This is a genomic window from Vagococcus fluvialis, from assembly GCF_048815235.1.
GTDB lineage: Bacteria > Bacillota > Bacilli > Lactobacillales > Vagococcaceae > Vagococcus.
The window spans coordinates 45440-68082 of sequence record NZ_JBMEAO010000010.1; the positions used below are offsets into that span (position 1 = coordinate 45440).

Here is a 22643-nt window from a genome sequence, read left to right on the forward strand (position 1 = left end):
AACATTATGGATTCAAGATACTTATCTCATTTTTACCAACATCCAGAAGAAAATATTCTAATGGATTTCACTACTATGGCTAGCCAAATGGATAATTTATTAAATTTATCAATTGGAGATCCTGATTTAAACACTCATTTAACTATTACAGAAGCAGCCTTTGCTGATGTTAAAGCAGGTCATACTCATTATACTGCTTCAGATGGCAGTAAAGATTTTATTGAAAGTGTTCTTAACTTTTATCAATCTCATTACAAGTTAACTTTCAAACCAAATCAAGTTAGAGCAACAGTTGGAGCTCTTCAAGGCATGTATTTAACCTTACAAGTCCTTTTAAATAAAGGAGATGAAGTCATTATTCATGAACCCTTCTTCTCTCCTTATAGAACTCAAGTAATTGAAGCTGGTGGAACACCAGTCATCATTCCTACTTATGAAAAAGATGAATTTCAAATTAATATTGATATCTTAAAAGAAGCGATTACGCCTCAAACAAAAGCCATCATTATTAATTCACCAAATAACCCTACTGGTGCTGTGTTCTCTAAAGAAACTTTTAAAGCCATCGCTGATTTAGCTATTAAACATGACTTTTTCATTCTTTCTGATGAAGTTTATGAGGCATTTAGTTTTAATGATGACTTTACACCAATGGCTACATTTGCTCCAGATCATACCATTACCTATAGTAGTTTTTCTAAAGCTTTCGCCATGACTGGTTGGCGAATTGGCTATATGATTGCACCTGATTATATTAATGCTGCTTGTAAATTATTAAATGAAGACATTACTTTTAGTGCTCCTACTCCTTCTCAGCGAGCTGGAATTTATGCTTTAAACAACTACGATGATCTTGTTCCTTCTGTTGTTGAAGTCTTTAAGGAACGTCTTAAGTATGTAGAAAAACGTGTGGCTGATATTCCTTTCTTAAGTTTACATCCTGTTAAGGGAAGTATGTATGCTTTCATCAATATTTCAGGTTCTGGACTAACATCTATGGATTTTGCGACTAAATTACTACAGGAACAACAAGTACTAGTAATCCCTGGTAAAGCCTTTGGACAATCAGGTGATAATTATATTAGACTGGCAGCTACTCAGGACATAAACATTTTAAAAGAAGCTTTTGACAAAATAGAACAACTAACTTTCTAACAGTTAAAATAACATTTTTTGTTTAATAAACTATTATTTAAACCTCCTTTTTTACTTTTTATCCGTAAAAAAATATGATAAACTATTTCTAAGGAGTGATGAATAATGCCTAGAAAAAAATTATCCGTAGTAGAAACTACCAATCAACTATTAATGTCTGCTCTTTATTTAGAAAAAGGAACTCTTATTGTTGTTTATAACAATACAAAGAGATCCGTCTTCTCAGATATTGATTTTTTTGAGTTAGTTTATCAAGGTGAAGATTTGTACCTTAATTTTTCAATTGTTGGAACAGATTCTTCATATGATAAACGTATTGATTTATCCGCTGTTAACAATATTAATGGTGTATCAATTCATGCTAAAAGCTAAAAGATCGACTTTATTGTCGGTCTTTTTTTGTGTCACCCTAGAGAATTTTTAGGAGAGCTTAATTATATTTTTCCACCTTTTCTAAAAGTACTTTCGTCTGTTATACTTTCATTCAGTTATAAAAAAGGAGTCGACCTAATATGTCAAAAAGAAGTGCAGAATTAAAACAAGCTGAAAAAGGAGCGATTGTCAGTATTATTGCTTACGTTATTTTAGCCGTATTAAAACTAGGAATCGGGAGCTATGCTAACTCAAAAGCCCTTTATGCAGATGGTTTAAATAACTTCACTGACACCATCGCATCAGTTGCCATTTTAATTGGTTTACGTTTATCTAGAAAACCCGCTGATAACGAGCATCGTTATGGCCATTGGAAAGCCGAAAACGTAGCAAGTTTATTAACCTCTCTTGTTATGTTTGTAGTAGGATTTGAAGTGTTAAAAAATGCCGTTGAATCTTTGATTCATAAAAATATTCAGCAACCAGAACCTATTGCAGCGTTTGTAGGAATTTTTTCAGCGATTGTGATGTATGGCGTTTATCTATACAATAAAAAATTAGGTGAAAAATACAACAGTAGCTCTCTTATTGCCGTTTCAAAAGATAATTTTAGTGATATGCTGACAAGTTTAGGTGCAGCCATCGCAGTCTTTACAGCTGCCTTTCAATTAGCTTGGTTAGATACCGTTACTGCCCTTATTATTGCCCTAATCATTTTAAAAACAGCTTTTGATATTTTTAAAGAAAGTACATTTTACCTATCGGATGGTTTTGATAAAGAGAAACTTGTTTTATATAAACAAGAAATATTAAAAAACCCAGACATTCGTGTCGTTCCTGTTCTTAGAGCTAGAACTTTAGGAGCTAATATTTTTCTTGATGTAACCGTGAAAGTTAATCCTAATTTGACCGTTAGAGAAAGTCATGAAATAGTAGACAATATGGAAAAACACCTAAAAGAAACTTTTAATATTTTTGATATCGACGTTCATGTTGAACCATATGAAGATGTTTATCCACCCAAAGAAAACTAGAGAGCCTTGGTGCCTTCTAGTTTTTTTGCTATACTAAAACTACTTAATAAATAAAAGAGGTCTTTATATGACAAAACATATTGGAATTATTGGTGGCGGAATTGTAGGAGCTACCGCTGCCTATTACTTAACAAAAGAAAATCAGCAAGTAACCGTTTTTGATGAAGGAACAGGTCAAGCTACGTCTGCTGCTGCAGGTATCATCTCTCCTTGGTTGTCACAGCGTAGAAATAAAGAATGGTATTTTTTAGCTAAAGAAGGTGCTAAATTTTACCAAACTCTTATATCTGATTTAGCCACTCATGGAGAGACAAGTCATATTTACCAACAAACGGGAACAATTCTTTATAAAAAAACACCTACTCTTCTTGAAAAATTAGAAAAACTAGCAACCACTAGACTTGAAGATGCGCCTGAAATTGGAACGATTCAACGTTTATCGGCAGAAGAAACAAAACAAAAAATCCCTGCTATTGCACTAGAAGATGAGACTCTTTTTATCACAGGTGGAGCAAAAGTTGATGGTTCATCTCTGGTTGAAGCTCTTCTATCAGAAGTAACTAATTCAGGAAATAATGTCCTTTCTGATAAAATAAGTAACATTTCTTATGAGAATAGTAAGTGGCAAGTAACTAGTTCCTCAACTACTTATAGCTTTGATACTTTAATTTTAGCCTGTGGGGCTTGGGTGGGTGATTTACTCAGACCATTAGATTATTTTGTTGATATTAGACCACAAAAGGGACAACTAATCGAAGTAACCACAGACTTAAATACAACAGACTGGCCAGTTATTATGCCTGTTGGAGAAACTGATATTATTCCTTTTTCAGATGGTAAAATCCTTGTTGGTGCTACCCATGAAAATGAAATGGACTTTGACTTAATACCAGACAATTCACTTTTAAATCAACTAAAAAAAGATGCTGAACTGATTATGCCGTCTTTAAAAACAGGGACTGTCACAGGCGTTAGAGTTGGTACAAGAGCCTATACTTCTGATTTCTCACCTTTCTTTGGAGAAATTGAGACACTTCCTCATTTATACCTTGCTAGTGGACTAGGTTCCACTGGTTTGACTATGGGACCAATTATAGGTAAAACATTAGCTGATTGGAGTCTAAATAAAGAAACAGACTTTGAGATTTATCGACATAAACCGAACCAATATATCTATCCAAATTCTAAGCTAAAAAACTAAAGATATGGTAAACTAATAAAAAAATAAGGATGTGTTCACTATGGGAATAACTTATAAGAAAAAAGACCAACTTGAAAAATTATTTGAAGAATTTGCCATTGATCCAGATAAAAAAGAAAATGAAAAAGCTATTAACACAAGTACTCAATTTAAAGTAGACGTTGCTAATACAACTATTTCCTTTAAAGAGGATAAAAAAAATGATTAACCCTTTTGGGCTAATCATTTTTTTGTTTTTTTACTATTTAATGACGCTTCAGCAGCATCTTGTCCACTTAACTTACCTCTAACTCTCACTACGGTTCGGTCACTATTAACACGGATTGGCGTACTAATATTTTCATCTGTTTCTTGAGCCAGAACGTCATAGGTTTCATACTGTTGACCATCAACTTCTACAATTAATTGATCCACGTTTCGGTAATGAATCACTAACTGGTTATCTTTTGTTCTTAAATAAATATGAGAAGCAAATTTACTTTCTTCGTAGTAATACGTAATTTCAGTATCTTCATCTACTTCCATACGAATGGTTTGCCCATCAGATATATCAGTTGTTTTTTCTTTATCACCAATTTTAGTTGAATATTCGACTAACTCATATCCTTCAATTAGTTTCGTATCTGTTTTAAACGTAGCTGTTTCTTTGAAGGGAATTTCGAACTTAGTTAAATTATCTTTCGCTAATTTTTCGCCTGTCGCTTTATCAAGGTATTTTTCAGTCACACCAAATTTTTTGATATCTTTCCCTGTTCCTGATCCACTACCAGTTACATAAGCAACATAATCACTATCTTCTATAGTATCTTTTCCAGAAGCTGTCATGATGACATCATTAAAGAATCTTTCTTCATCAAGAACTTCATACCCTTCTTCTATAGTTGAAGAATACGAAATATGATAGATATATTCATCTATATCACCAAAATTTATCGTAAAACCATTTTTTCGATACTCAATATCTAAATCCTCTAGGTCTATACCTTCGCTATTAGATATATTTCCATTAGAAAGCTTTTGTTTCCCTCTTCTTACACGCAAAGAATCCTGATCTAGTACTTGATTTTCTCCTAAAGTATCTACTACAACGACATCAAACAATTCTTCTGCCTTTTCATTAACAAATACATTCCAATGCATTTGGCCTAACTCTTGTCCCTGACTCCCATATTTATGCAAATAACGGTCAATTTCAACAATTTCTGGACCACCACTATTTCCATCTTCACTCTCTCCAGGGACTTCAATTTCTATCACTTCGACTCCATCTTTAGTTTCAAATTCAATTGGTACCTTGATAGGTTTTTCATTTTTCTCGACCTGTAACTTAACATAAAATTCAAGTAAACCATTTACATCACTTTTTCCATCAGGATAATCTGTGAAAACCATCGTAATGACATTCGTTTTATGATCTAAATAAGCAGTTCCCATTTTTTCTTTATCTGGGTCTCCATCTTTATGAACAGGAAACATAACAGAATTATAAATATTAGCTTCAGGTGGTAGGGGAATGGTCATGTAATCCCCTTCTTTTAACTCAACGTCATCTGGAATAGACCAACTATATATAACTTTAAACCTTTGTCCACGTTCAATTACAATTGGTTCTTTAAAAGGATTTCCATCTTCGTCCGTTATTTTCACACTATCTAAAAATTCTGTCCCAAAATCTTTGCCAGTTGCTATTTCTTGGGCCATCTTCGTTGCTGATAGTCTAGGTACTTCTGCTGGTAACTGATGAATGTTAGACTTACTTTCCTTATCTTTACTCGTGATAAAATCTCCTAAAGTTTTTAGAGAAGGCATACTTAGAAAAAGAGCTACTACTACAACTAATGCCATACCAATTTTAACAATTTTTTTCATCTGTCTCTCCTTTTATTTATATTCTAAATCTGTTATATAACTAAAATAACGCGTTACAAATTCATAAGTCTCTTTATTTTCTTTTGTTTTATAGTTATAGATGGTGACAATCCCGTTATCACAATTACTAAAATTCCCATCGACATGGTTTTTGATTTCAAAAGGAATCCCTCGACTAGCTAGCATGCCACTTAAAGCGACACTATCTTTTTCTTCAAAGGTTTCTAAAATAACCTTTCCTTCAATCTCATCATTGTTAAATCCTTTTTCTAAAAAATATGGATTGAATAATGCAACTTCTGGCAAAACTTTCATTGAAAAAACAGTGTCTTTTTCACTTTCAAATCTGAAAGCTTCCACTCCTGTATAACCTAATCGCATTTGACTTTTATCTTCTAACTTAATCTTATTAAAGCCTTGATTATTCACATAAATTTGAGTTTCTGGTTTATAATCGCCTTTTAATTGCCTTTGATACCTTTTAGGCGAATCAATAAAACTATAATTGCTTACTTCAAGAAGCGTATTAGCACCAGATAAAGTTAGTTCTGAAGGTTGCCTAATGATTTCTTGATTTTCATCTTCAAAATAAGAAAAGCTATCTTCTTGTAAATCACCACTCATACCAGCATTACTTAACATGAAGTTGTTATCCACTTTGATATGGGTTGAGCCACTTCTTTTTTGATTAGAAGAAATATTTACTTTTGAATGACTAATCACCATATTGCCTCTTTGATATTGATCCCAGTTATTTTTCTGTAAATTAAGAGTGTTAGAGTTTCCTTTATATTGTCTGAAATCAGTTACCTCATTTGAGGTGTTTTTAATAGCTATTTCACCGTTATCAATGTAAGTTGCTACTTTGTCATTGTCTCGACTAATCGTATTATTTATCACTAAATTAGTCGTTTCAATACTTGCTTGGCTACTGTTATCAATTCTTATCTCTTGCTTACTATCATTGCTAGGTTCAAGCCCTAAGTACATACCTGCTCTTGCATCAATTGACAAGTCTTCGATTCGACTTTTTTGAATCGTATTACTTTTCTCACCTAGATTACTTAAAGCTAATAAATTTTTAGTAACTAATTGAGACTGTCTTCCTGCTCCTTTTAAATCAAAACCATTAGTTAATAACAACGAGCCTTCAAATCCTAATTGACCCACATCATTATTAAATGTTCTATTACCGTCTGTTACATCAGACACATAGGGTTGTTTAACTCCGTGAGTGCCATCTAATGTTTTCTTAGATAGCTCGCTTGCTGGAAATTCTTCTAAATAAGTAGGTGTTTCATCTTGGAAATGATAGATTTTGGCCATTTTTCTAGTCACAGAATCGGCTGACAATGGAATCAAGCCGCCTGGTCGATTGATCTGATAATAAATATTTCCCCAGATATCTGTTTCTGTTAAAAGTTCTCCATCTTGTTTTGATTCCCATTGAATCTCATAGACATAGTTACTATTAACAGTTCTCTCACCCTTTTCATCTCTAATTAGACTTTCAATAGGCATCGTCACTCTAAAGGCTTTATACTGAATGCCTTCACCAACACCTGGTTGATCAACCCAACCTTGTTCCTCTCCATCTCCAGGAGAAACGATATCTATCGGTTCAATATCAGCACCGAGTAATCTATTTTCATAAGTTACTTTTTTACTTTTACCTATTTGTCCTTCATTAATTAATTGATGGTCTGATACAAATTGCCTCATCAAACTACGTAAAGTGGATTCAGTTTCTCCCAAAGGATTGTCTTGAAGATTCTCTTCAGAAAATACCTCTTCAAGTTCTCTATCTAAAGTTAGCTTAGCTTCTTGGGACACATAAACTTTTTGATTTTTCACTTGATTGATGGTTTGAGTTGCTGTAATTTGCTCTGACACTTTAAAAGCTAACATGATTAATCCCATACCTAAGAGAGTGACTAAAATGAAGGTTGATAAAGTCTGAACCAATGTAAAACCATTTTCATTTTTTAGATAACGTTTTACCACCAGCCATCACCTCCAACTTCCCCTTTAGCTTTACTTTCATCTCGATAATCTAGCTCAATCTCTTGACGATAAACCTCTTTACCTCGTTTTTCAAATCGAAGAGTGACCGTATCTTGGATGGTAAACGTATCTCTTGCATTATATAAATGTTGATTTGTTTTACGCTCATCATTTTTATTTTTCTTTTGGTCTACGTGTATAGTGATATCTGGACTAGCGACCTTATACGTTTTTTTGCGTTTAAAACTTGGATCTAAAGCGTCCGTTAGTTCAATTGTTTCTTCACCATTATGGTTAACTAAAATGATATGATCCTTACTCCAATCAATCGTTCCTAAATCTTCATACCCAGCTTTTGTATATAGTCCTTTTCTCTGTGAGATATCAATCATTTGTGCTGTCATTAAATTAGCGGTACTTTGTATTTCTGCTTGTTCTCTTTGAATTTTCACTGACTTGGCTGATACGGAAAGAACGGAGCCTAAAGGAATTAAGATTAAACTTAATAAAGCAAGTCCAGCTAATAATTCTACTAAGGTGACGCCTTCTTCATTTTCTATGATTTCCTTCACTTAAAGTTACGCCTCCTTAATCAAAATTTAACCACCCATTTATAAACAGTCGAGTAGAGTTTACTACCTGTGTTTTTATCCCATGTACTTATTTCTAAGTCCACGCCTTCTTCTAATCTTTTTTCAGCATCTAGGACATCCACTCGTACCAAATAATTCGTGTCTTCATACTCTTTTTTACCGACATCCCATTTAATATATTGCCCCATGTAAAGCTGATTTTCTAAAGTATTGATACTTTCAGGTAGTTCAAAAGAAGAGTCATACTTAACTTTTCGCGTAAAGTGGTTTCTTTTATCGTCCTCTTCATCAATTAATGTTTCACCGTATAGTGGTTGTTTTGAATTATCATAAGCAACACCACTATTATCTAATATCAAATGTTTTTTTCGTAATTCAAACAAATCATCATTTTTAGGAATATCAAATAAATCTACTAATACAATACGATTTAAGTCTGCCCAATCTTGAGTTTGCGAGCGGTATTCAAAGGTTTGTTTTATGTCTTCAACCACTTGTATCGCTTCACTTCGACTTTGGTTATTCTTAATAATCTGTTGGGAAAAAACAAAAAGATAAGCAGCACTTGGTAGTAAAATACCTAAAAGGACAATTGCTGCTACGACTTCAACTAAACTTGTTCCTTCTTCATTTTGAGTTATTCTACGAAAAATAATGAATCACTCCTTTTGTTATTAACCAACTTGTTTTTTAGTGCTTTTTTTTACGTTTAACATTATTTAAAGAAAATGCTTTTACTTTTTCTAGCTCAGCTTCAACTTCACTTAAACGTTGTTCCATTTTTTGAGTCGTTACTTGAGTTAACTTGATATGTTTAGCTAAAACTTCTGCCTCTAGGTTTCTTGATTCTTCCTTTACTTCAGGAATAGACGTTTCTGTTACAGTTTCAGTAACAATTTGGTTAGTTGATTCTTTGGCACTTGCTAATTGAGTTGCTAATTCTTCATTTTGAGTTTCACTTTGTATTAATTGCTCTTTTAACTGAGCTGCCATTTCTTTTAAGCTATCATTGCTATCTCTTAATTGAGTTAAGGCTTCATCACTTTTTTGTTTAATCAACATTAGCTTTTTGATGTATTCATTTTGTTCAGCAATTTCTTGTTTTAATGTTTCATTTTCTTCTTTTAAGTTGGTTGTATTTTTTTCTAAGACAGTTTCTTCTTTTTTATAAATGGTTTTTTCAACTTCTGGAATACTTGGCTCTTCTTTAGCAAATGTTTGGCTTGGAATAATGTCATACTCATATTCGTAATCATAGTCATACTCGTAATCTTCGTCATAGTTATACTCGTATTTGTATTTTTCTCCTACTTTTTTGTTAAAGAAATTTAATTTGCTTAAATCCATCTCTTCTTCACCCTTTCTTATCATGTGAGTTTCAATTGCTTCTAGATTTTCTTTTAATTCTTGTTGCGATTTAATATGAATAATTAACTTATTCGTTTGTTCTAATTTAGTAACTAAATCTGTTTTTTTTGCATCAAATTGTCTGTTCCATTTCATTAAATGAATCAGTTGTTTTAAGCTACATTTTCTTCTAGTCTCTAGTCGGTTACTCTTAATACCTAGATATCGTTTAATAAGTAATCTTCTTCTTTGAGATAACTCGTAGTCTAAAAATATAATGACATCTGCTGAATCAATCGTTCGACTAAACACACCTTCATCTTGAACGCCCTCAATTATCCAACTTGTTTGCGTGATAAATGATTCCATAAAGACTTCACTGGCTTCGATATGCATGCCTTTTATTTTTTTAGCATAATGATCTAATGATATTAATTGAAAACCTATCAGGTCTGACAATTTTTTCCCTAATGTGGTTTTGCCACTTCCAGCACCACCTATGATACGTATCCGTCTAATAGGACTATCCTTGAATAGCATCATACATTGAAAACATTGGAATCATAATAGCTGCTACGATAAAACCAATTAATATAGCGATAATGATAATAATCATTGGCTCTAAAATGGTTTTTAATCGCTCGGCTACCATGTCCACTTCTTCTTCATAAATTTCACTTAATTTCTCTAACATACTATCTAAATTCCCTGTTGTTTCTCCAACTTTCATCATTTGGCTCGTGTGAATGGGCACATAAGGACTGGCCTCAAAACTATCACTTAGCGCTCCCCCTTGTTCAATGGATAGTTTGGCATCAATTAAAACACCTTTCATCACATTGTTAGACACAATCTCTGTAGCTAAATCTAAAGTCGTTGAAAACTTAACAGAACTTGATAATAAATTGGCCATAGTACTAAAAATAGAAGACAAACTATCAATCGTAATTAGCGGACCAAATAAAGGTATTTTCAAGTTAAACTCATCTTGCTTTAATCTTAAACTAGGAACTTTCATAGCTGTTTTATGAAGGAAAACAACAGCTAGAATAATAACTGTAATTAACCACCATTTATTAGTAATTGCATCACTTATAGCCATAGTTATTTTGGTAATAACTGGTAATTCAGTATCAAAACCATCAAATAATTCTACAAATAGCGGCACAATACTTACCATTAAGAAAATAGAAACAGCAACTGATAATATCAATAGAATGGCTGGATAAATTAAAGCTGATATAATTTTTTTACGAGATTTATTTCGCTTTTCATAATAAACAGCAAGTTTTTTTAAATTGACGTCTAACGTTCCTGACATCTCAGCAGCTTTAACTAAACTAACCATTAATTGAGGGAATAAATCATCTTGAGATTCCAAAGCTAGAGAGAAAGCTTGACCTTCTTCTAGTTTTTCAATAATAGATTCCATTGCTTTTTTTAATGGTTTGTCAGTTGTTCCGACTAGTAACATACGGTGAGCTTCTAAAAGACCAATTCCTGAATTGATTAACATGGATAATTGCTGTAAATACTTAACCAAGGCATCAGGTTTAATTTTTTCCTTTAGAATTTTAATTTCCTTATTAGCCAATGTCTCTGGTGCTTCTACGACACTTAGCACCCGTAGTTTTTTCGCTTTTAATTTAGCTGTTACTTCATCTGCATGTGAAGCAGACATTTTCCCTTTTCGGATATTGCCATGAATATCCTTACTTTCGTAGTGAAATAAAGGCACGTTCTAATCTCCTTTCAACAATAACTCAGCGGCAGAATAATCAATAATATGATTTTCCAATGCTTTTTGAATCGAGTATTCCATGGAATGCATTCCTTTATCACGACCTGTTTGCAACACGTTAGGAATTTGGTGGGTTTTTCCTGTTCTAATTAAGTTAGCAACTGACTTATCATTCACTAAAATTTCTGTAACTGCATGTCTTCCTTTATTACCTCTTTTTGGTAATAAGCGTTGTGAAATAACTGAAACCAAGGCACTGGCAAGTTGAGTTCTCACTTGATCTTGTTGAATCGAAGGGAACACATCAATAATTCGTTCCACAGAACTTGCAGCACTTGAGGTATGAAGCGTTCCTAAAACTAAATGTCCCGTTTCAGCTGCTGTTAAGGCAATCGAAATAGTTTCAAAGTCTCGTAACTCCCCTACTAAAATCACATCTGGATCTTGTCGAAGTGAGGCTCTAAAAGCATTTTGAAAGTTATGTGTATCTTGTCCAATCTCACGTTGATTGATAACACTACCCGTTGTTTCATAAACGTACTCAATGGGGTCTTCTAAAGTTATAATATGTTTTTTTCGATGTTGGCATAAATATTGAATCATTGATGCCATCGTTGTTGATTTACCTGAACCGGTTGGACCTGTAACTAAGATCAACCCTTGATGATTATCTATAATATCTTTCAACACATTAGGTAAATTTAAACTTGATAACTCAGGTATTTTTTGTGGAATAATACGAATAACAATTGAAATACCTTGGCGTTGTTTAAATATATTCACCCTAAAACGGCTTAAGTGTTGAATCTCATAAGATAAGTCAATCTCACCTACTGATTCAAAGGTTTGCCACTGCTCTTTAGAGCAAAGCTCTTGCCCGTAACTCTTACACATATCTTCTGTTAAAGAAGGGAGTTCTAATTCATCAATTAATTCACCATTAATTCTAAAAACTGGTGACTTATGGACGACTAAATGAATATCTGAAGCTCCTTTTTCAATTCCCCGCTTAAGTAATTCATCAATGCCTTTCACTCTTTGAACGCTCTTTGATTGACGCTCACTCACAAACGCAGGTGTTTCTTTAACTTCTTCTTTCTGAAGTAAACTATCCATTGAATAAGATTCAATAGTTGTGGATTCTAATTCTTGTAAAAGAGATGCTAATTCTTCATTCATAACTTAACCTCATTTCTTTTCTTCACTAAACTTCTTTAACTGATTGAAGGATTTCTGCTACAGTTGTGTGTCCTGCTCTAACTTTTCTTAATCCATCCACTAACATCGTGCTAAAGCCTTGATTTACTGCAACTTCTCGTAATTTACTTAACTCTACTTCACTAGAAATCAAGCTTCTCAAATTATTAGACAGCTTTAAAACTTCTTGAATGGCTAAACGACCATCAAAACCAGTATAGTTACAGTAATTACAACCTGCTCCCACCCACTGATGGTTACAAGAAACACCTTGTCTTTCAAATAGATCTTTTTCTTTTTGAGTTAACTCTTCTTCTTTTTTACAATGTTCACACGTTTTTCTGACTAATCTTTGCGCAACAACTGCTGACAACGCATTGGAAACTAAGAAAGGAGCAACTCCCATATCAATCAAACGAATAATAGAACTGATTGAATCATTGGTATGAAGAGTACTGAAAACTAAATGACCAGTTAGTGACGCTTGAATAGCCATCTCAGCGGTTTCTGCATCTCTAATTTCACCCACCATAACAATATTAGGATCTTGACGTAAAATCGAACGTAACCCAGAGGCAAATGTTAAATCAATTTGTTGATTCACTTGAACCTGATTAATCCCTTCAAGTTGTTGCTCAACAGGGTCTTCAACTGTAATAATATTTGAGCCTGGATGGTTGACCTCACTTAAAATAGAGTATAAAGTAGATGTTTTTCCTGATCCTGTTGGACCTGTAATTAAGACTAATCCATAAGGAGCCTCAATATTTTTTCTTAGCACCGATAAGTTATTTTCTGAGAAACCTAATTTATCCAAGTCTGTCGTACCACCTGATAAATCAATCACACGCATAACAATTTTTTCACCATGAATGGTTGGTAGTGTCGAGATACGTAAATCTAGTAAATGAGACTTTGTCTGAATTCGAACGCGGCCATCTTGAGGTAAACGATTTTCAGAAATATTAAGATCAGACATGATTTTAATACGAGAAATAACCATCGGCATAATAGATAAATTAATTCGCATTAATTCAACTAAGGCCCCATCAATTCTGATTCTAACAACCATCTCGTTATCCAGTGGGTCAAAATGAATATCACTGGCTTTTCTATCAGCTGCTTCTTCAATAATCGAGTTAACTAATTTAACAACGGGACCATCATCTGACGAACTTGTTGTATCTGTGACAATGGTTGTTGCTTTTTTCGTTACATTAGTTGAACGTTGGAAATCAAGTTCTCCTTCTAATTTACGTGAAGTTGAATAATTAGTTAGGATTGCTTTTTTGATATCTTCTCTAACCGCGATGACTGGTTCTACTTTTCGTTGTGTTAATAATCTGACATCATTAAGGACTGTGCTATTTAAAGGATTAAACATAGCTACCTTAATCGTCTCTTCAGATATCTCTACTGGAAAAATCATGTGCTGTTGAACCACTTCTTTTTCAAGAGCTTTGGTAGCTGTTGGATTGGCTTCAACATTTTCTAAGTCAATCAACTCTAAACCAGTATAAATAGCTACTAATTCGGCAAACTGGGCTTCAGTCATGTAGTTTAAATCAATCAAAACTTCTTCCTGTGTTTTATCCATGGTACTCATTTTTTTAGCTTTTTCAATTGCTTCTTTTGGCAAATCCACCATTGATAAAAAGAATTTCTCAAAGGTTACTCGTTTTCTTGTTTTACGTTCCATACACTCACCCATGCCTTTCTAATCTTTTACTTCTGTTGTATCCATATCTACGTAGTACATATAAAAAATGATCGTTGCTGAGGTCGTATCACTAACACCTCTTGTCGCTCGGTAATCAATCGACTTGATTTTAGCCACTCTTTTTTTGTTGTCTTCAACGTCTTTTATAAATTTTTCTAAGTCATCATCAGAATCAGCAATCACATCTAATGTAACGACTTTTCTTCTAATCACTTCATTACTTAATTTTTCATCTCTAAAGTAATCTTCTTCCTCCATGACGATGTTATTCACATCTACATTGATTTTAGAAAATTTCTTTTCAATAGCCGTTAATTCATTAGCAATCTCATCTGAAGTTGTAAAGCCTTTTATTTCTTCAGATTTAACTAACTCTGGCATTTTTTCTAGTTTACTTTTAGTTTTCTTCAGAGCAATACTCGTTGCTTGCTCTTGTCTGATGTCATTTCTAAGTTCTTTTTTAGTGTCGTATCTCTTACCTAAAAAGCCAAACTGACCATAAAGATAAACACCCAAGATAAGACAAACTAAGGTACATAAAATAATGATATGATTTTTTAGAAAACGTATTTCAGTCATTTTATTTACCTCCTAAAGTGGGTAAGTTTTCCACTAATAAATTCATGTAAAGAGTTGAATTATAGATTTCATTGCTTGAGGTCATAACAAATTTAGCGTCATCAATCCACTCAACTTTTCTAAAATCTTCAATACATTCTCCCAGTTTACTTAAGCTACTTTCCTCAGTAGAAAAATCAATTCGCATGATTTCTTGAGCATTTTCATTAAACTCAGGTCCTAAGCTATCATTCGCTAAAGCATCCACACTAGTAAAAGTTAAATCATAACTTAACATATTGATGTCATGCTTTTTCATCGTCGTTGAAAAAGTGTCCATAATCTTATTCACATCATACTGAGAAGATTTAATCACAGTTAATTCTTCTTTTATTGATAATGAACGAGACTTTTCTAGTTTATTTACTTGGGCTGTTAACTTAGCTGTTTGTTGTTTTTCATAAGTCAATGTATTCTCAGCTTGTTTAATTTGCGTCGTTAATACAAAATATTGAATGAAAAAACCTAAAATAGCTACTCCAAATAGAATACTTGTTATAATCACAATGACTAAAGGAGCTTTATTTTTGACATATTTTTTGGGTAGTAAATTTATCATATTAGCTCCTCTTTTTTAAGACCTAAGCCAGCTGCTTTATAAAAGCGTTTAGGAATACTTTTACCACGTTTATCCACAATATTTAAGTTAGCTGGGACAACGGGAACGTCTACATGCTCAGATAAAAAATCTGAAACGCCGTAATCAATTAATGGATTTTCTCCCACTAACATCACATACTTGATGCCTGAACCTGAGGACATATTAGAAAAGGTATTAATCATTCGGTTAATTGAGTCAATGGTTGAAAGTAATTTATTTCTTTCATAAACCTCATCAAATGACCACTCTTCAATCCAAGAACGTTTTGTTTGACTAGCCAGTTCTGTCTTCCAATGATCTGGATTGTACTCAGCGTACTGTGTATAAATTGGTACTCCTTTGTGCATGACTGTCATAACCGCTTCACCACAATTAAGCTCTAATAATAAATACATATTGCGCTTCATTTTTTGTGATGAAAAATGTGAAAATAATCGGTGATAAGCAAGAGCTGACATTTCAACAGCATAGGGAATATTATTTGATTCTGTAATAGCATCTCCTACATAAATCAAATCTTTTTCGTTGGCTACGACAATGTTGGCTTCTTGTTCCACTTTCTCACTTTGTTTGCTTTGTTTCTTTTTAAGTTTACCTTTTTCTTCTGGTTCGCTTACTTGTTTTTCTGTCGCTTTAGCAGACAAAATATCAAAAGTCATTTCTTCAAAGGGAACTGAAATACTTGAACCTAGCTCCATAAAAACAGCTTCTCTGACTTTATCTTTATTTAAACTTTCAATAATTTTGGTATTCTTGATTAATAAATTAAAACCAAAATCACTGTAAATAATATAATCTTGTTTTAGTTTATGTTGATTGAATAAAGCTCGCATTTCATCTTTTAACTGGGTTGGTTGCGTTAAAGATGGTTTATAGAGATTTCCTTCGACAATAACTTCATCGTAATTTGTCACTATTAATTGTTCATCTTGTTTTTTCACTGAAGCAAATCGCAACGTGTTTTTTTTGATATCTAAACCAATGTAATTAGCCATACTTCCTCCTTAAATCTACTTAAATAATTGTAATAGCATAAATAACTGATTGGAAAAGTAGAAATACGTTAACCAACCACCAATCGCTAGAAAAGGACCAAAAGGAATTTTACTCCCTTTCTTCATTGCCGCTCCTGAAAAAATAGCGTAAAACAAACCAATAAAGGCTGCTAAAAATAGAGTGATTAATGCACCAAGTGGACCTATGAAAATACCAATTACCGCAAGTAACTTAATATCTCCTCCACCCATACCACCTTTACTAAAGTAAGCAAGTAAAAACATCACACCAAATCCGACAATTATCCCTAAAAATGGATTAAAGTACCAATTTGTAGTTTGAGATATTAACAATCTTTCAAATAAGCCGATAATAAAGAAAGGTAATAGAACAGCATTTGGAATTTTGTTTTCTTCTAAGTCACTAATAGTGATTGTTAATAACAAGTAATAGAAGGTTATTGCGACAATCGTCTCAGTTGAAAAAGCTAGTAAGTAACATGTAGAAACCATCACAAATCCAGACAAAGCTTCTAATAATATATAGCTGACAGGAATCCGATTTTGACAGGTTCGACACTTACCTCTTAAGTAAACCCATGACAAAATTGGAATGAGTTCATATATTTTCAGCTGAGTCTCACAGTTCGTACAGTGAGAGCCAGGTGAAACAATCGACTGCTTTTTGGCTGTTCTTGACCCTACTAAAATAAAAAATGACCCCAAACAACTTCCCAACATAAACAACAAGCCATAAACGACAACATACTCCCAAATACTTACACTCATGTTTCCCCTCTTTTCTTGAAAAAAAGAGCTTGGTAGTCTTTTTACAGAAACCTACCAAACCCTATTTTAATCTCGACTAATTATTTACTTTCGTTTGCTTTTTTATTATACAAATCATCTCTAGTTAAATTTGCTGCTTGATCTTCAGTTACTGTTATACCTTCATTAGGTTTTTGTCCTGCCATTAATCCTGCCGCTGGGATTACAACACTAATTTCACCTGATTTTACATTTTTCTTAAATTCAAATTCAGCTTCTTTACCTTCAGCTACAAAGCTAGTTGATTTAATAACGCCTTCTTCTTTTAAAGTTGTTAAAGTTGTAGTTGTATCTAAACCATTTTCTTCTTGAATGTCATAAAGATTTGCTGAATCAATCATTTGACGTACATTTGTCACTTGAGCATCTTCACGAGTTCTTTGGATTAATTTTGAAATAGAAACTGCTGCAATACCTGCAATAATCGCCATAATAACGACTACTGCTAATAACTCAACTAATGTTAAACCTTCTTCGTCTTTCATAATTTGTTTCATTTTTTTCATTTTGTTGTTCTCCCTTTCTTTTGCAGGTAAACACTCTTTTCTTTTCCATCATTTTTTGAACAATTAAAAATAATATTTGAAAATTAAGAGTAAACGTTATGTTTTAATAATAAAAATAAAATAACTACAATTATTTTTCTTTTATTATTCGTTTACCAATTCACCTTTTTACACTTGAACGATTCATCGACAATAAAAAATAATAGGCCTATAATTTATGTCTTTTTGACACATTTATGATTATAAAACATTTTTCAGTCCATTACAATATTTATTTAAGGTGTATTATTTAAAATAACTATTTTTTAATATAACATTCAACCTATAACAAGCTTTCACCCCTCATTGTTATTATATTTTCAAAAAAGATAATATTTTTATAAAAATAACGCCATTGTTTTATCATTTTTTAATAACTTAACATTTTTTATTAAAATAGCCATCTAATTCAGAGCAAAATAAAAAACCTGTGAAATAGTGTTCACAAGTTTTAAAGGTTTATAAATATTTTTCAATAGCTGCCCAAGCTTTATCTTTTCCTTCTTTGGTTTCAGAAGAGAAAACAATAAAGTCATCACTTGGATCAAAATCAAGTTTTTTCTTAATTGCTGATTCATGCTTGTTCCATTGATTTTTTTTGATTTTGTCACATTTAGTCGCTACAACAATAACTGGGATATTATAGTATTTTAAAAAGTTATACATTTGGATATCATCAACAGTTGGGTCATGTCTCATATCTACTAAAGAAACAACAGCTTGAAGTTGCTCTCTTTCAGTAATATACGTCTCAATCATCTTTCCCCACTTAGCTCGTTCTGTTTTTGATACTTTGGCATAACCATAACCAGGTACATCCACAAAATGAAGTGCTTCTTCAATTAAGTAAAAGTTTAAAGTCTGTGTTTTACCAGGCTTTCCAGAAGTTCTAGCTAAACTTTTACGATTGATTAATGTATTAATAAATGAAGATTTACCAACATTTGAGCGACCTGCTAAAGCTATCTCAGGTATTTTAGTTTTTGGATATTGCTCAGGCTGAACGGCACTGATTACAATTTCGGCATTGTGTACTTTCATCTTTATCGCCACTTTCTTTCTTTTGTCTTTCCTATCTTAACAAAAAAAAGAAGAAATTCCTACTAAGAGGAAAAATTTCTTCTTTTTAGACTTCTAAAAGGCTAAGTAATTTGTTGGATTCATGTAACCAGACCATAACTCTGTATTAATTCCAAAGTGTAAATGAGGCCCTGTTGAATTTCCAGTTGAACCTACATATCCAATCATTTCACCCATATCAACTGATTGATCTAAGCCAACTGCTGAACGATTTAAATGGAAATAACTTGTATATAGTCCATTGGCATGTTCAATGATAATATAGTTACCCGCTGAAGGATCAAACCCTTTAGCTGCAACTTTCCCTTTTGAACTTGCATAAACTGGTGTATTAGCAGCAATTGCTAAGTCAATTCCATTGTGATGCTCTGCCCCGCGATGACCAAAAGGACTAGAAATACTGTATCCTGTTTTTAAAGGAACAATAAATTCAGCTTCTTGTTTTGTTTTAGCATTTCTAATACGGTAAGATGCTACTTTTTTCTGTCCAACAATCACACGTTGATTGTCTTTTAATTCTTTTACTTTTTCTGCTTTATTCCATTTAATAAAATCATCTTTGCTAATTTCATACTTAGCTACAATTGAATCAACTGTATCGTTTTTATCAACTTGATGATAAACAGATTGAATTTTACCAGCATTTTCTAACTTTTCGTCAAAAAATGTTAAGTCATAAGTTTCAATTAATTTATTTAATTTTTTGTCATATAAGGTATCAGTAGCATATCGACCTGTTAAAAACTTAGTTGCGTCTTTATAAGATGTTGTATTTTTCTTTAATGTCCCAACATAATATTTACCATTACCTTTTTCAGTATCTGTTAAAAGAGTTGCATAGTCTTCAAAAGATTCTTTGTAACTTGGATACTTTCTAAATGAATCTTGAATCGTATAAAGTGACCCTTTGCCATTATCTTCTGACGTTAAAAATGAAACTGATTGACCTTTGTAAGATCCTTTAATACCAAAAAGATTATGATTTGGTGCTTGGCTTAATTGACTACTTCCTGAGCCTGTCTCTAAGATAGCTTGAGCAATCATTACTGAAGCATACAGTCCATACTCTTGACCTACTTCACGTGCTTTGTCGCCAATGCTTTCAATAAATTCATCTGTTGATTGATTTTTAATATAAGTTACTTCAGAACTAACTGAATAGTTTGAGGCACTTTCATTTGAAGCAACCACTTCTTTTACTTTATCTGGTTTAACACTTTCCTTTGGCCCTTTATCTGGTTGAGGTTTTGGTTTTGGTTTTGGTTTTGGTTTTGTTTCTTTAATTGGTTTTTCTTTAGTTTCTGTTGTACTAGTTGATGTTTCTGTTGTACTTGATTCTTCTGTTGATGTGCTTGTTTCAGTACTTGAATCTGTTGTTTCTTCTGTTACTTCAGTAGACGAATCGACTGTTGATTCACTGGTTTCTTCTGTTGTCGAAGTACTTGGTTCTGAGATTACTTCACTGGTTGATGTTTCTTCTGTTGAAGTACTTGATTCAGTACTTTCTTCTAAGATTTCTTCATTACTTGGTTCAGTTTCAACAACTTCTTCACTAATATTCTCATTGTTTACAAGTTGTTCTGTCATCCCATAACTAACAACAGGTGATAACAACCCACTTGTTAATACTGCTAACGCAAAAGTCGTTAATCGTTTATTTTTCATCTGCTTGTCCCCTATTAGTCATAATTTGTTCATAGGAAAATTATATCATTTTATAATTAATTAAACTATTATTTAGCTTAATGTCTTCTAAAAATATTTTAGACGCTGTTAATTACCTTAATATCCATTTTTGTTATTAACCCCTCTTTCATGAACATTACCTCAAAAAAAGAGCTTCTCTTAAATTAAGAGAAACTCTTTTAATCATCCTATTCCAATAACAAAATAAACTAATTTATCTGAATAAGTCACATCATCTTTTTCTGTCATAGTCTCATTTAACAATTCCATTTGATCTGTAATGATACCATCTATGCCGTAAAACATCATACGAGACATTGTATCTGAATCATTCGGTGTCCAAGCGTAGACATCTTTGCCTTGAGCATTGGCTGATTTAATGAAATTAGAGTTAAGAGTTGTATATTCTAAAGTAAAGAAATCCATTTCTCCTTCAGGTGGTCCCACAACACTAAATGGCATAATGTAACCGACAACCATGTCTGGTGCTTTTTGTTTTAACTCTTCTACAATATCAAAAGATAAAGATTGAATCACGTGACCTTTTTCTAAAATCACATCACCATATAAAGCGATAAAATTATCAATCATTTCTGGTGTATCATCTTTTGTTGGTTTAATTTCAATCATTAATTTTTGATTCAAACGATGTGCTTCAGCTAAATAATCATCAAAAGAAGCCACTGGTTGTTCTTGTCCATTATCTTTTGCTGTTAATTTAGTTGCTTCTTCAAGTGTTAGCTGATTTGGTTTAACATTTTCACCTGTTAAAGCCTTCATATTAAAATCATGAAAGACAACAAATTGTTGATCTTTTGTTTCTTGAATATCCATCTCAACATAGTCAGGATGAGTTGCTTCACTCGTTTTTATCAAAGCATCTATTGAGTTTTGAACCCCATTCCCATTATCCACTCCTCGGTGAGATAAGGTAACTGGTTTAACAGATGCCGGATGACTTAGAAACTCTGCATTACTCGTTCCAACAACTACTGTTAATCCCACTAATAAAACAATAATCCCAACTGATTTACTTACTTTAATCAAACTAGACTGCTCTTTTTCTTTTTCTTCTACAAACCAAGACAATGTATTTGGTAAATAGTCTTTACGTCCTAGGTAATCAATTGTCACAAAAAAGATTCCTACAGTTGAAAAGACTAAACTAACTAACCAAACGACTTGAAGTGCTGTCATTAAAAAGATGGCTGACCCTAAAGCGTATTTAGGTGAGTTAACTTCAATTAAATGTTGACCAAAAATAATCAATGACGTTGTTAATCCTGAAATAATGGTAAATGACCCCATTACAATAACAAATTGACTTAAGATACTTAAAAAGTTACCTTTTGTTTCTTCCCAAGAAAACTTAACCGACTCTTTAAAAGAACGGTCTTTTAAAATCATCTCAGGTAAAGCAAAGATAAAACGAATTGCTAAGTAAATCAAAATCAAATAGAAAATAATAAACAAAGCAATAAACACAACTCGATTAGCAAAAATCACATCTAAAATAAATACTGGAATTTGGAACTTGGCTAGTAATTCTGAATTAAACTTAATCCCACTTAAAGGAAGCACTAAGAAAAAGTAAAATAAGAAAAACATTAACGCACCAAAACTAATTTTTTTCAGCTGTAAAAAAGTCCCTTTTAATAACTGTTTCAACGAAATTTTCTGTTGCTTCTTAATAAAATAAACACTAAGTAGCAAGAACGTAAACTCGAAAAATACTGAGGTTACTAAGAGCAATAACATGCCTATTAATCCGATAAAAACAAAAGGATGCTCACTTAAAATCATTCCTAAGTTATCGTAAGAAATATAAGCAATTCCTCCTTGTCTCAAAATAAATTGAGTCATACTAACTAAGAATGGTGTTAAAAAGAACATTAAAAAGCCATGCATTAGCAAGACATCTAAATAAAATGATTTGGCTTCTTTCATAAACTCAAAAGTCTTTTTAAAATTATTAATCAAATACTTCATAACCAACCCTACCTTCACCCATAATAAATAAAATTATAACTACTCTTTATTATATATTAATTTAAGTC

The 22643-nt window shown here is 32.5% G+C and carries 21 protein-coding genes; 5 read left to right on the forward strand and 16 right to left on the reverse strand.

The window, feature by feature from the left end; all coding sequences use genetic code 11:
• Positions 1–6: 6 nt before the first annotated feature.
• The 5 genes from ACODH8_RS07910 to ACODH8_RS07930 all read left to right on the forward strand — a co-directional run bounded on the left by ACODH8_RS07910 (position 7) and on the right by ACODH8_RS07930 (position 3970).
• On the forward strand, positions 7–1155 hold the full coding sequence (locus tag ACODH8_RS07910; RefSeq protein ID WP_332466280.1) for a pyridoxal phosphate-dependent aminotransferase: 1149 nt from the start codon (positions 7–9) through the stop codon (positions 1153–1155).
• Between the two features lie 105 nt (positions 1156–1260).
• Positions 1261–1527 carry a hypothetical protein gene (locus tag ACODH8_RS07915; protein ID WP_332466281.1) on the forward strand — a complete coding sequence of 89 codons (267 nt, stop codon included), beginning with the start codon at positions 1261–1263 and terminating at the stop codon, positions 1525–1527.
• Between the two features lie 140 nt (positions 1528–1667).
• Positions 1668–2561 carry a cation diffusion facilitator family transporter gene (locus tag ACODH8_RS07920; RefSeq protein ID WP_332466282.1) on the forward strand — a complete coding sequence of 298 codons (894 nt, stop codon included), beginning with the start codon at positions 1668–1670 and terminating at the stop codon, positions 2559–2561.
• A gap of 67 nt (positions 2562–2628) precedes the next feature.
• Positions 2629–3762: an FAD-dependent oxidoreductase gene (locus tag ACODH8_RS07925; RefSeq protein WP_332466283.1), complete on the forward strand. Its 1134-nt coding sequence runs from the start codon at positions 2629–2631 to the stop codon at positions 3760–3762.
• A 40-nt stretch (positions 3763–3802) separates the two neighbouring features.
• Positions 3803–3970, forward strand: a complete 168-nt coding sequence (locus ACODH8_RS07930; protein WP_420517659.1) for an SPJ_0845 family protein — start codon at positions 3803–3805, stop codon at positions 3968–3970.
• A 14-nt stretch (positions 3971–3984) separates the two neighbouring features.
• On the opposite strand, the gene ACODH8_RS07935 is transcribed toward ACODH8_RS07930, so the two are convergent.
• The 16 genes from ACODH8_RS07935 to ACODH8_RS08010 form a co-directional block, all read right to left on the reverse strand.
• A complete protein-coding gene (locus tag ACODH8_RS07935; protein WP_332466285.1) occupies positions 3985–5631 on the reverse strand; it encodes an Ig-like domain-containing protein in 1647 nt (548 codons plus the stop codon).
• Between the two features lie 12 nt (positions 5632–5643).
• On the reverse strand, positions 5644–7635 hold the full coding sequence (locus ACODH8_RS07940; RefSeq protein WP_332466286.1) for a hypothetical protein: 1992 nt from the start codon (positions 7633–7635) through the stop codon (positions 5644–5646).
• Complete coding sequence (locus tag ACODH8_RS07945; RefSeq protein WP_332466287.1) at positions 7629–8207, reverse strand: hypothetical protein; 579 nt, start codon at positions 8205–8207, stop codon at positions 7629–7631. Before ACODH8_RS07945 ends, ACODH8_RS07940 begins: the two co-directional genes overlap by 7 nt.
• 20 nt (positions 8208–8227) lie before the next feature.
• Positions 8228–8722 carry a hypothetical protein gene (locus tag ACODH8_RS07950; RefSeq protein WP_332466288.1) on the reverse strand — a complete coding sequence of 165 codons (495 nt, stop codon included), beginning with the start codon at positions 8720–8722 and terminating at the stop codon, positions 8228–8230.
• Positions 8723–8918: 196 nt separating this feature from the next.
• A complete protein-coding gene (locus tag ACODH8_RS07955) occupies positions 8919–10118 on the reverse strand; it encodes a hypothetical protein (protein WP_332466289.1) in 1200 nt (399 codons plus the stop codon).
• Positions 10099–11313 carry a type II secretion system F family protein gene (locus ACODH8_RS07960; RefSeq protein WP_420517660.1) on the reverse strand — a complete coding sequence of 405 codons (1215 nt, stop codon included), beginning with the start codon at positions 11311–11313 and terminating at the stop codon, positions 10099–10101. Before ACODH8_RS07960 ends, ACODH8_RS07955 begins: the two co-directional genes overlap by 20 nt.
• 3 nt (positions 11314–11316) lie before the next feature.
• Positions 11317–12495: a type IV pilus twitching motility protein PilT gene (locus ACODH8_RS07965; RefSeq protein ID WP_332466291.1), complete on the reverse strand. Its 1179-nt coding sequence runs from the start codon at positions 12493–12495 to the stop codon at positions 11317–11319.
• A 25-nt stretch (positions 12496–12520) separates the two neighbouring features.
• Positions 12521–14212: a GspE/PulE family protein gene (locus ACODH8_RS07970; RefSeq protein ID WP_332466292.1), complete on the reverse strand. Its 1692-nt coding sequence runs from the start codon at positions 14210–14212 to the stop codon at positions 12521–12523.
• A gap of 18 nt (positions 14213–14230) precedes the next feature.
• Positions 14231–14812 carry a hypothetical protein gene (locus tag ACODH8_RS07975; protein WP_332466293.1) on the reverse strand — a complete coding sequence of 194 codons (582 nt, stop codon included), beginning with the start codon at positions 14810–14812 and terminating at the stop codon, positions 14231–14233.
• A 1-nt stretch (position 14813) separates the two neighbouring features.
• Positions 14814–15410 (reverse strand): hypothetical protein, encoded by a 597-nt coding sequence (locus ACODH8_RS07980; protein WP_332466294.1) that lies wholly within the window; start codon positions 15408–15410, stop codon positions 14814–14816.
• Positions 15407–16447, reverse strand: a complete 1041-nt coding sequence (pilM, locus tag ACODH8_RS07985; protein WP_332466295.1) for a hypothetical protein — start codon at positions 16445–16447, stop codon at positions 15407–15409. The genes ACODH8_RS07980 and pilM overlap by 4 nt, the downstream gene beginning before the upstream one ends.
• 15 nt (positions 16448–16462) lie before the next feature.
• Positions 16463–17236 (reverse strand): prepilin peptidase, encoded by a 774-nt coding sequence (locus ACODH8_RS07990; protein ID WP_332466296.1) that lies wholly within the window; start codon positions 17234–17236, stop codon positions 16463–16465.
• Positions 17237–17316: 80 nt separating this feature from the next.
• On the reverse strand, positions 17317–17781 hold the full coding sequence (locus ACODH8_RS07995; RefSeq protein WP_332466297.1) for a pilus assembly FimT family protein: 465 nt from the start codon (positions 17779–17781) through the stop codon (positions 17317–17319).
• Positions 17782–18279: 498 nt separating this feature from the next.
• Positions 18280–18861 carry a ribosome biogenesis GTP-binding protein YihA/YsxC gene (gene yihA / locus ACODH8_RS08000; RefSeq protein WP_332466298.1) on the reverse strand — a complete coding sequence of 194 codons (582 nt, stop codon included), beginning with the start codon at positions 18859–18861 and terminating at the stop codon, positions 18280–18282.
• A 93-nt stretch (positions 18862–18954) separates the two neighbouring features.
• Positions 18955–20565, reverse strand: a complete 1611-nt coding sequence (locus tag ACODH8_RS08005; RefSeq protein WP_332466299.1) for a glucosaminidase domain-containing protein — start codon at positions 20563–20565, stop codon at positions 18955–18957.
• Between the two features lie 204 nt (positions 20566–20769).
• Positions 20770–22575, reverse strand: a complete 1806-nt coding sequence (locus tag ACODH8_RS08010; protein ID WP_332466300.1) for a glycerophosphodiester phosphodiesterase — start codon at positions 22573–22575, stop codon at positions 20770–20772.
• Positions 22576–22643 lie beyond the last annotated feature (68 nt).

What these genes read in the sequence shown, in the direction of transcription:
- ACODH8_RS07970 (WP_332466292.1), bottom strand. Translation starts at nt 14,212, where the DNA reads ATGGAACGTAAAACAAGAAAACGAGTAACCTTTGAGAAATTCTTTTTA.
- ACODH8_RS07990 (WP_332466296.1), bottom strand. Translation starts at nt 17,236, where the DNA reads ATGAGTGTAAGTATTTGGGAGTATGTTGTCGTTTATGGCTTGTTGTTT.
- ACODH8_RS08005 (WP_332466299.1), bottom strand. Translation starts at nt 20,565, where the DNA reads ATGAAAAATAAACGATTAACGACTTTTGCGTTAGCAGTATTAACAAGT.
- ACODH8_RS08010 (WP_332466300.1), bottom strand. Translation starts at nt 22,575, where the DNA reads ATGAAGTATTTGATTAATAATTTTAAAAAGACTTTTGAGTTTATGAAA.
- ACODH8_RS07920 (WP_332466282.1), top strand. Translation starts at nt 1,668, where the DNA reads ATGTCAAAAAGAAGTGCAGAATTAAAACAAGCTGAAAAAGGAGCGATT.
- ACODH8_RS07910 (WP_332466280.1), top strand. Translation starts at nt 7, where the DNA reads ATGGATTCAAGATACTTATCTCATTTTTACCAACATCCAGAAGAAAAT.
- ACODH8_RS07955 (WP_332466289.1), bottom strand. Translation starts at nt 10,118, where the DNA reads ATGATGCTATTCAAGGATAGTCCTATTAGACGGATACGTATCATAGGT.
- ACODH8_RS07965 (WP_332466291.1), bottom strand. Translation starts at nt 12,495, where the DNA reads ATGAATGAAGAATTAGCATCTCTTTTACAAGAATTAGAATCCACAACT.
- ACODH8_RS07980 (WP_332466294.1), bottom strand. Translation starts at nt 15,410, where the DNA reads ATGATAAATTTACTACCCAAAAAATATGTCAAAAATAAAGCTCCTTTA.
- ACODH8_RS07935 (WP_332466285.1), bottom strand. Translation starts at nt 5,631, where the DNA reads ATGAAAAAAATTGTTAAAATTGGTATGGCATTAGTTGTAGTAGTAGCT.
- ACODH8_RS07975 (WP_332466293.1), bottom strand. Translation starts at nt 14,812, where the DNA reads ATGACTGAAATACGTTTTCTAAAAAATCATATCATTATTTTATGTACC.
- yihA (WP_332466298.1), bottom strand. Translation starts at nt 18,861, where the DNA reads ATGAAAGTACACAATGCCGAAATTGTAATCAGTGCCGTTCAGCCTGAG.
- ACODH8_RS07915 (WP_332466281.1), top strand. Translation starts at nt 1,261, where the DNA reads ATGCCTAGAAAAAAATTATCCGTAGTAGAAACTACCAATCAACTATTA.
- ACODH8_RS07930 (WP_420517659.1), top strand. Translation starts at nt 3,803, where the DNA reads ATGGGAATAACTTATAAGAAAAAAGACCAACTTGAAAAATTATTTGAA.
- pilM (WP_332466295.1), bottom strand. Translation starts at nt 16,447, where the DNA reads ATGGCTAATTACATTGGTTTAGATATCAAAAAAAACACGTTGCGATTT.
- ACODH8_RS07995 (WP_332466297.1), bottom strand. Translation starts at nt 17,781, where the DNA reads ATGAAAAAAATGAAACAAATTATGAAAGACGAAGAAGGTTTAACATTA.
- ACODH8_RS07925 (WP_332466283.1), top strand. Translation starts at nt 2,629, where the DNA reads ATGACAAAACATATTGGAATTATTGGTGGCGGAATTGTAGGAGCTACC.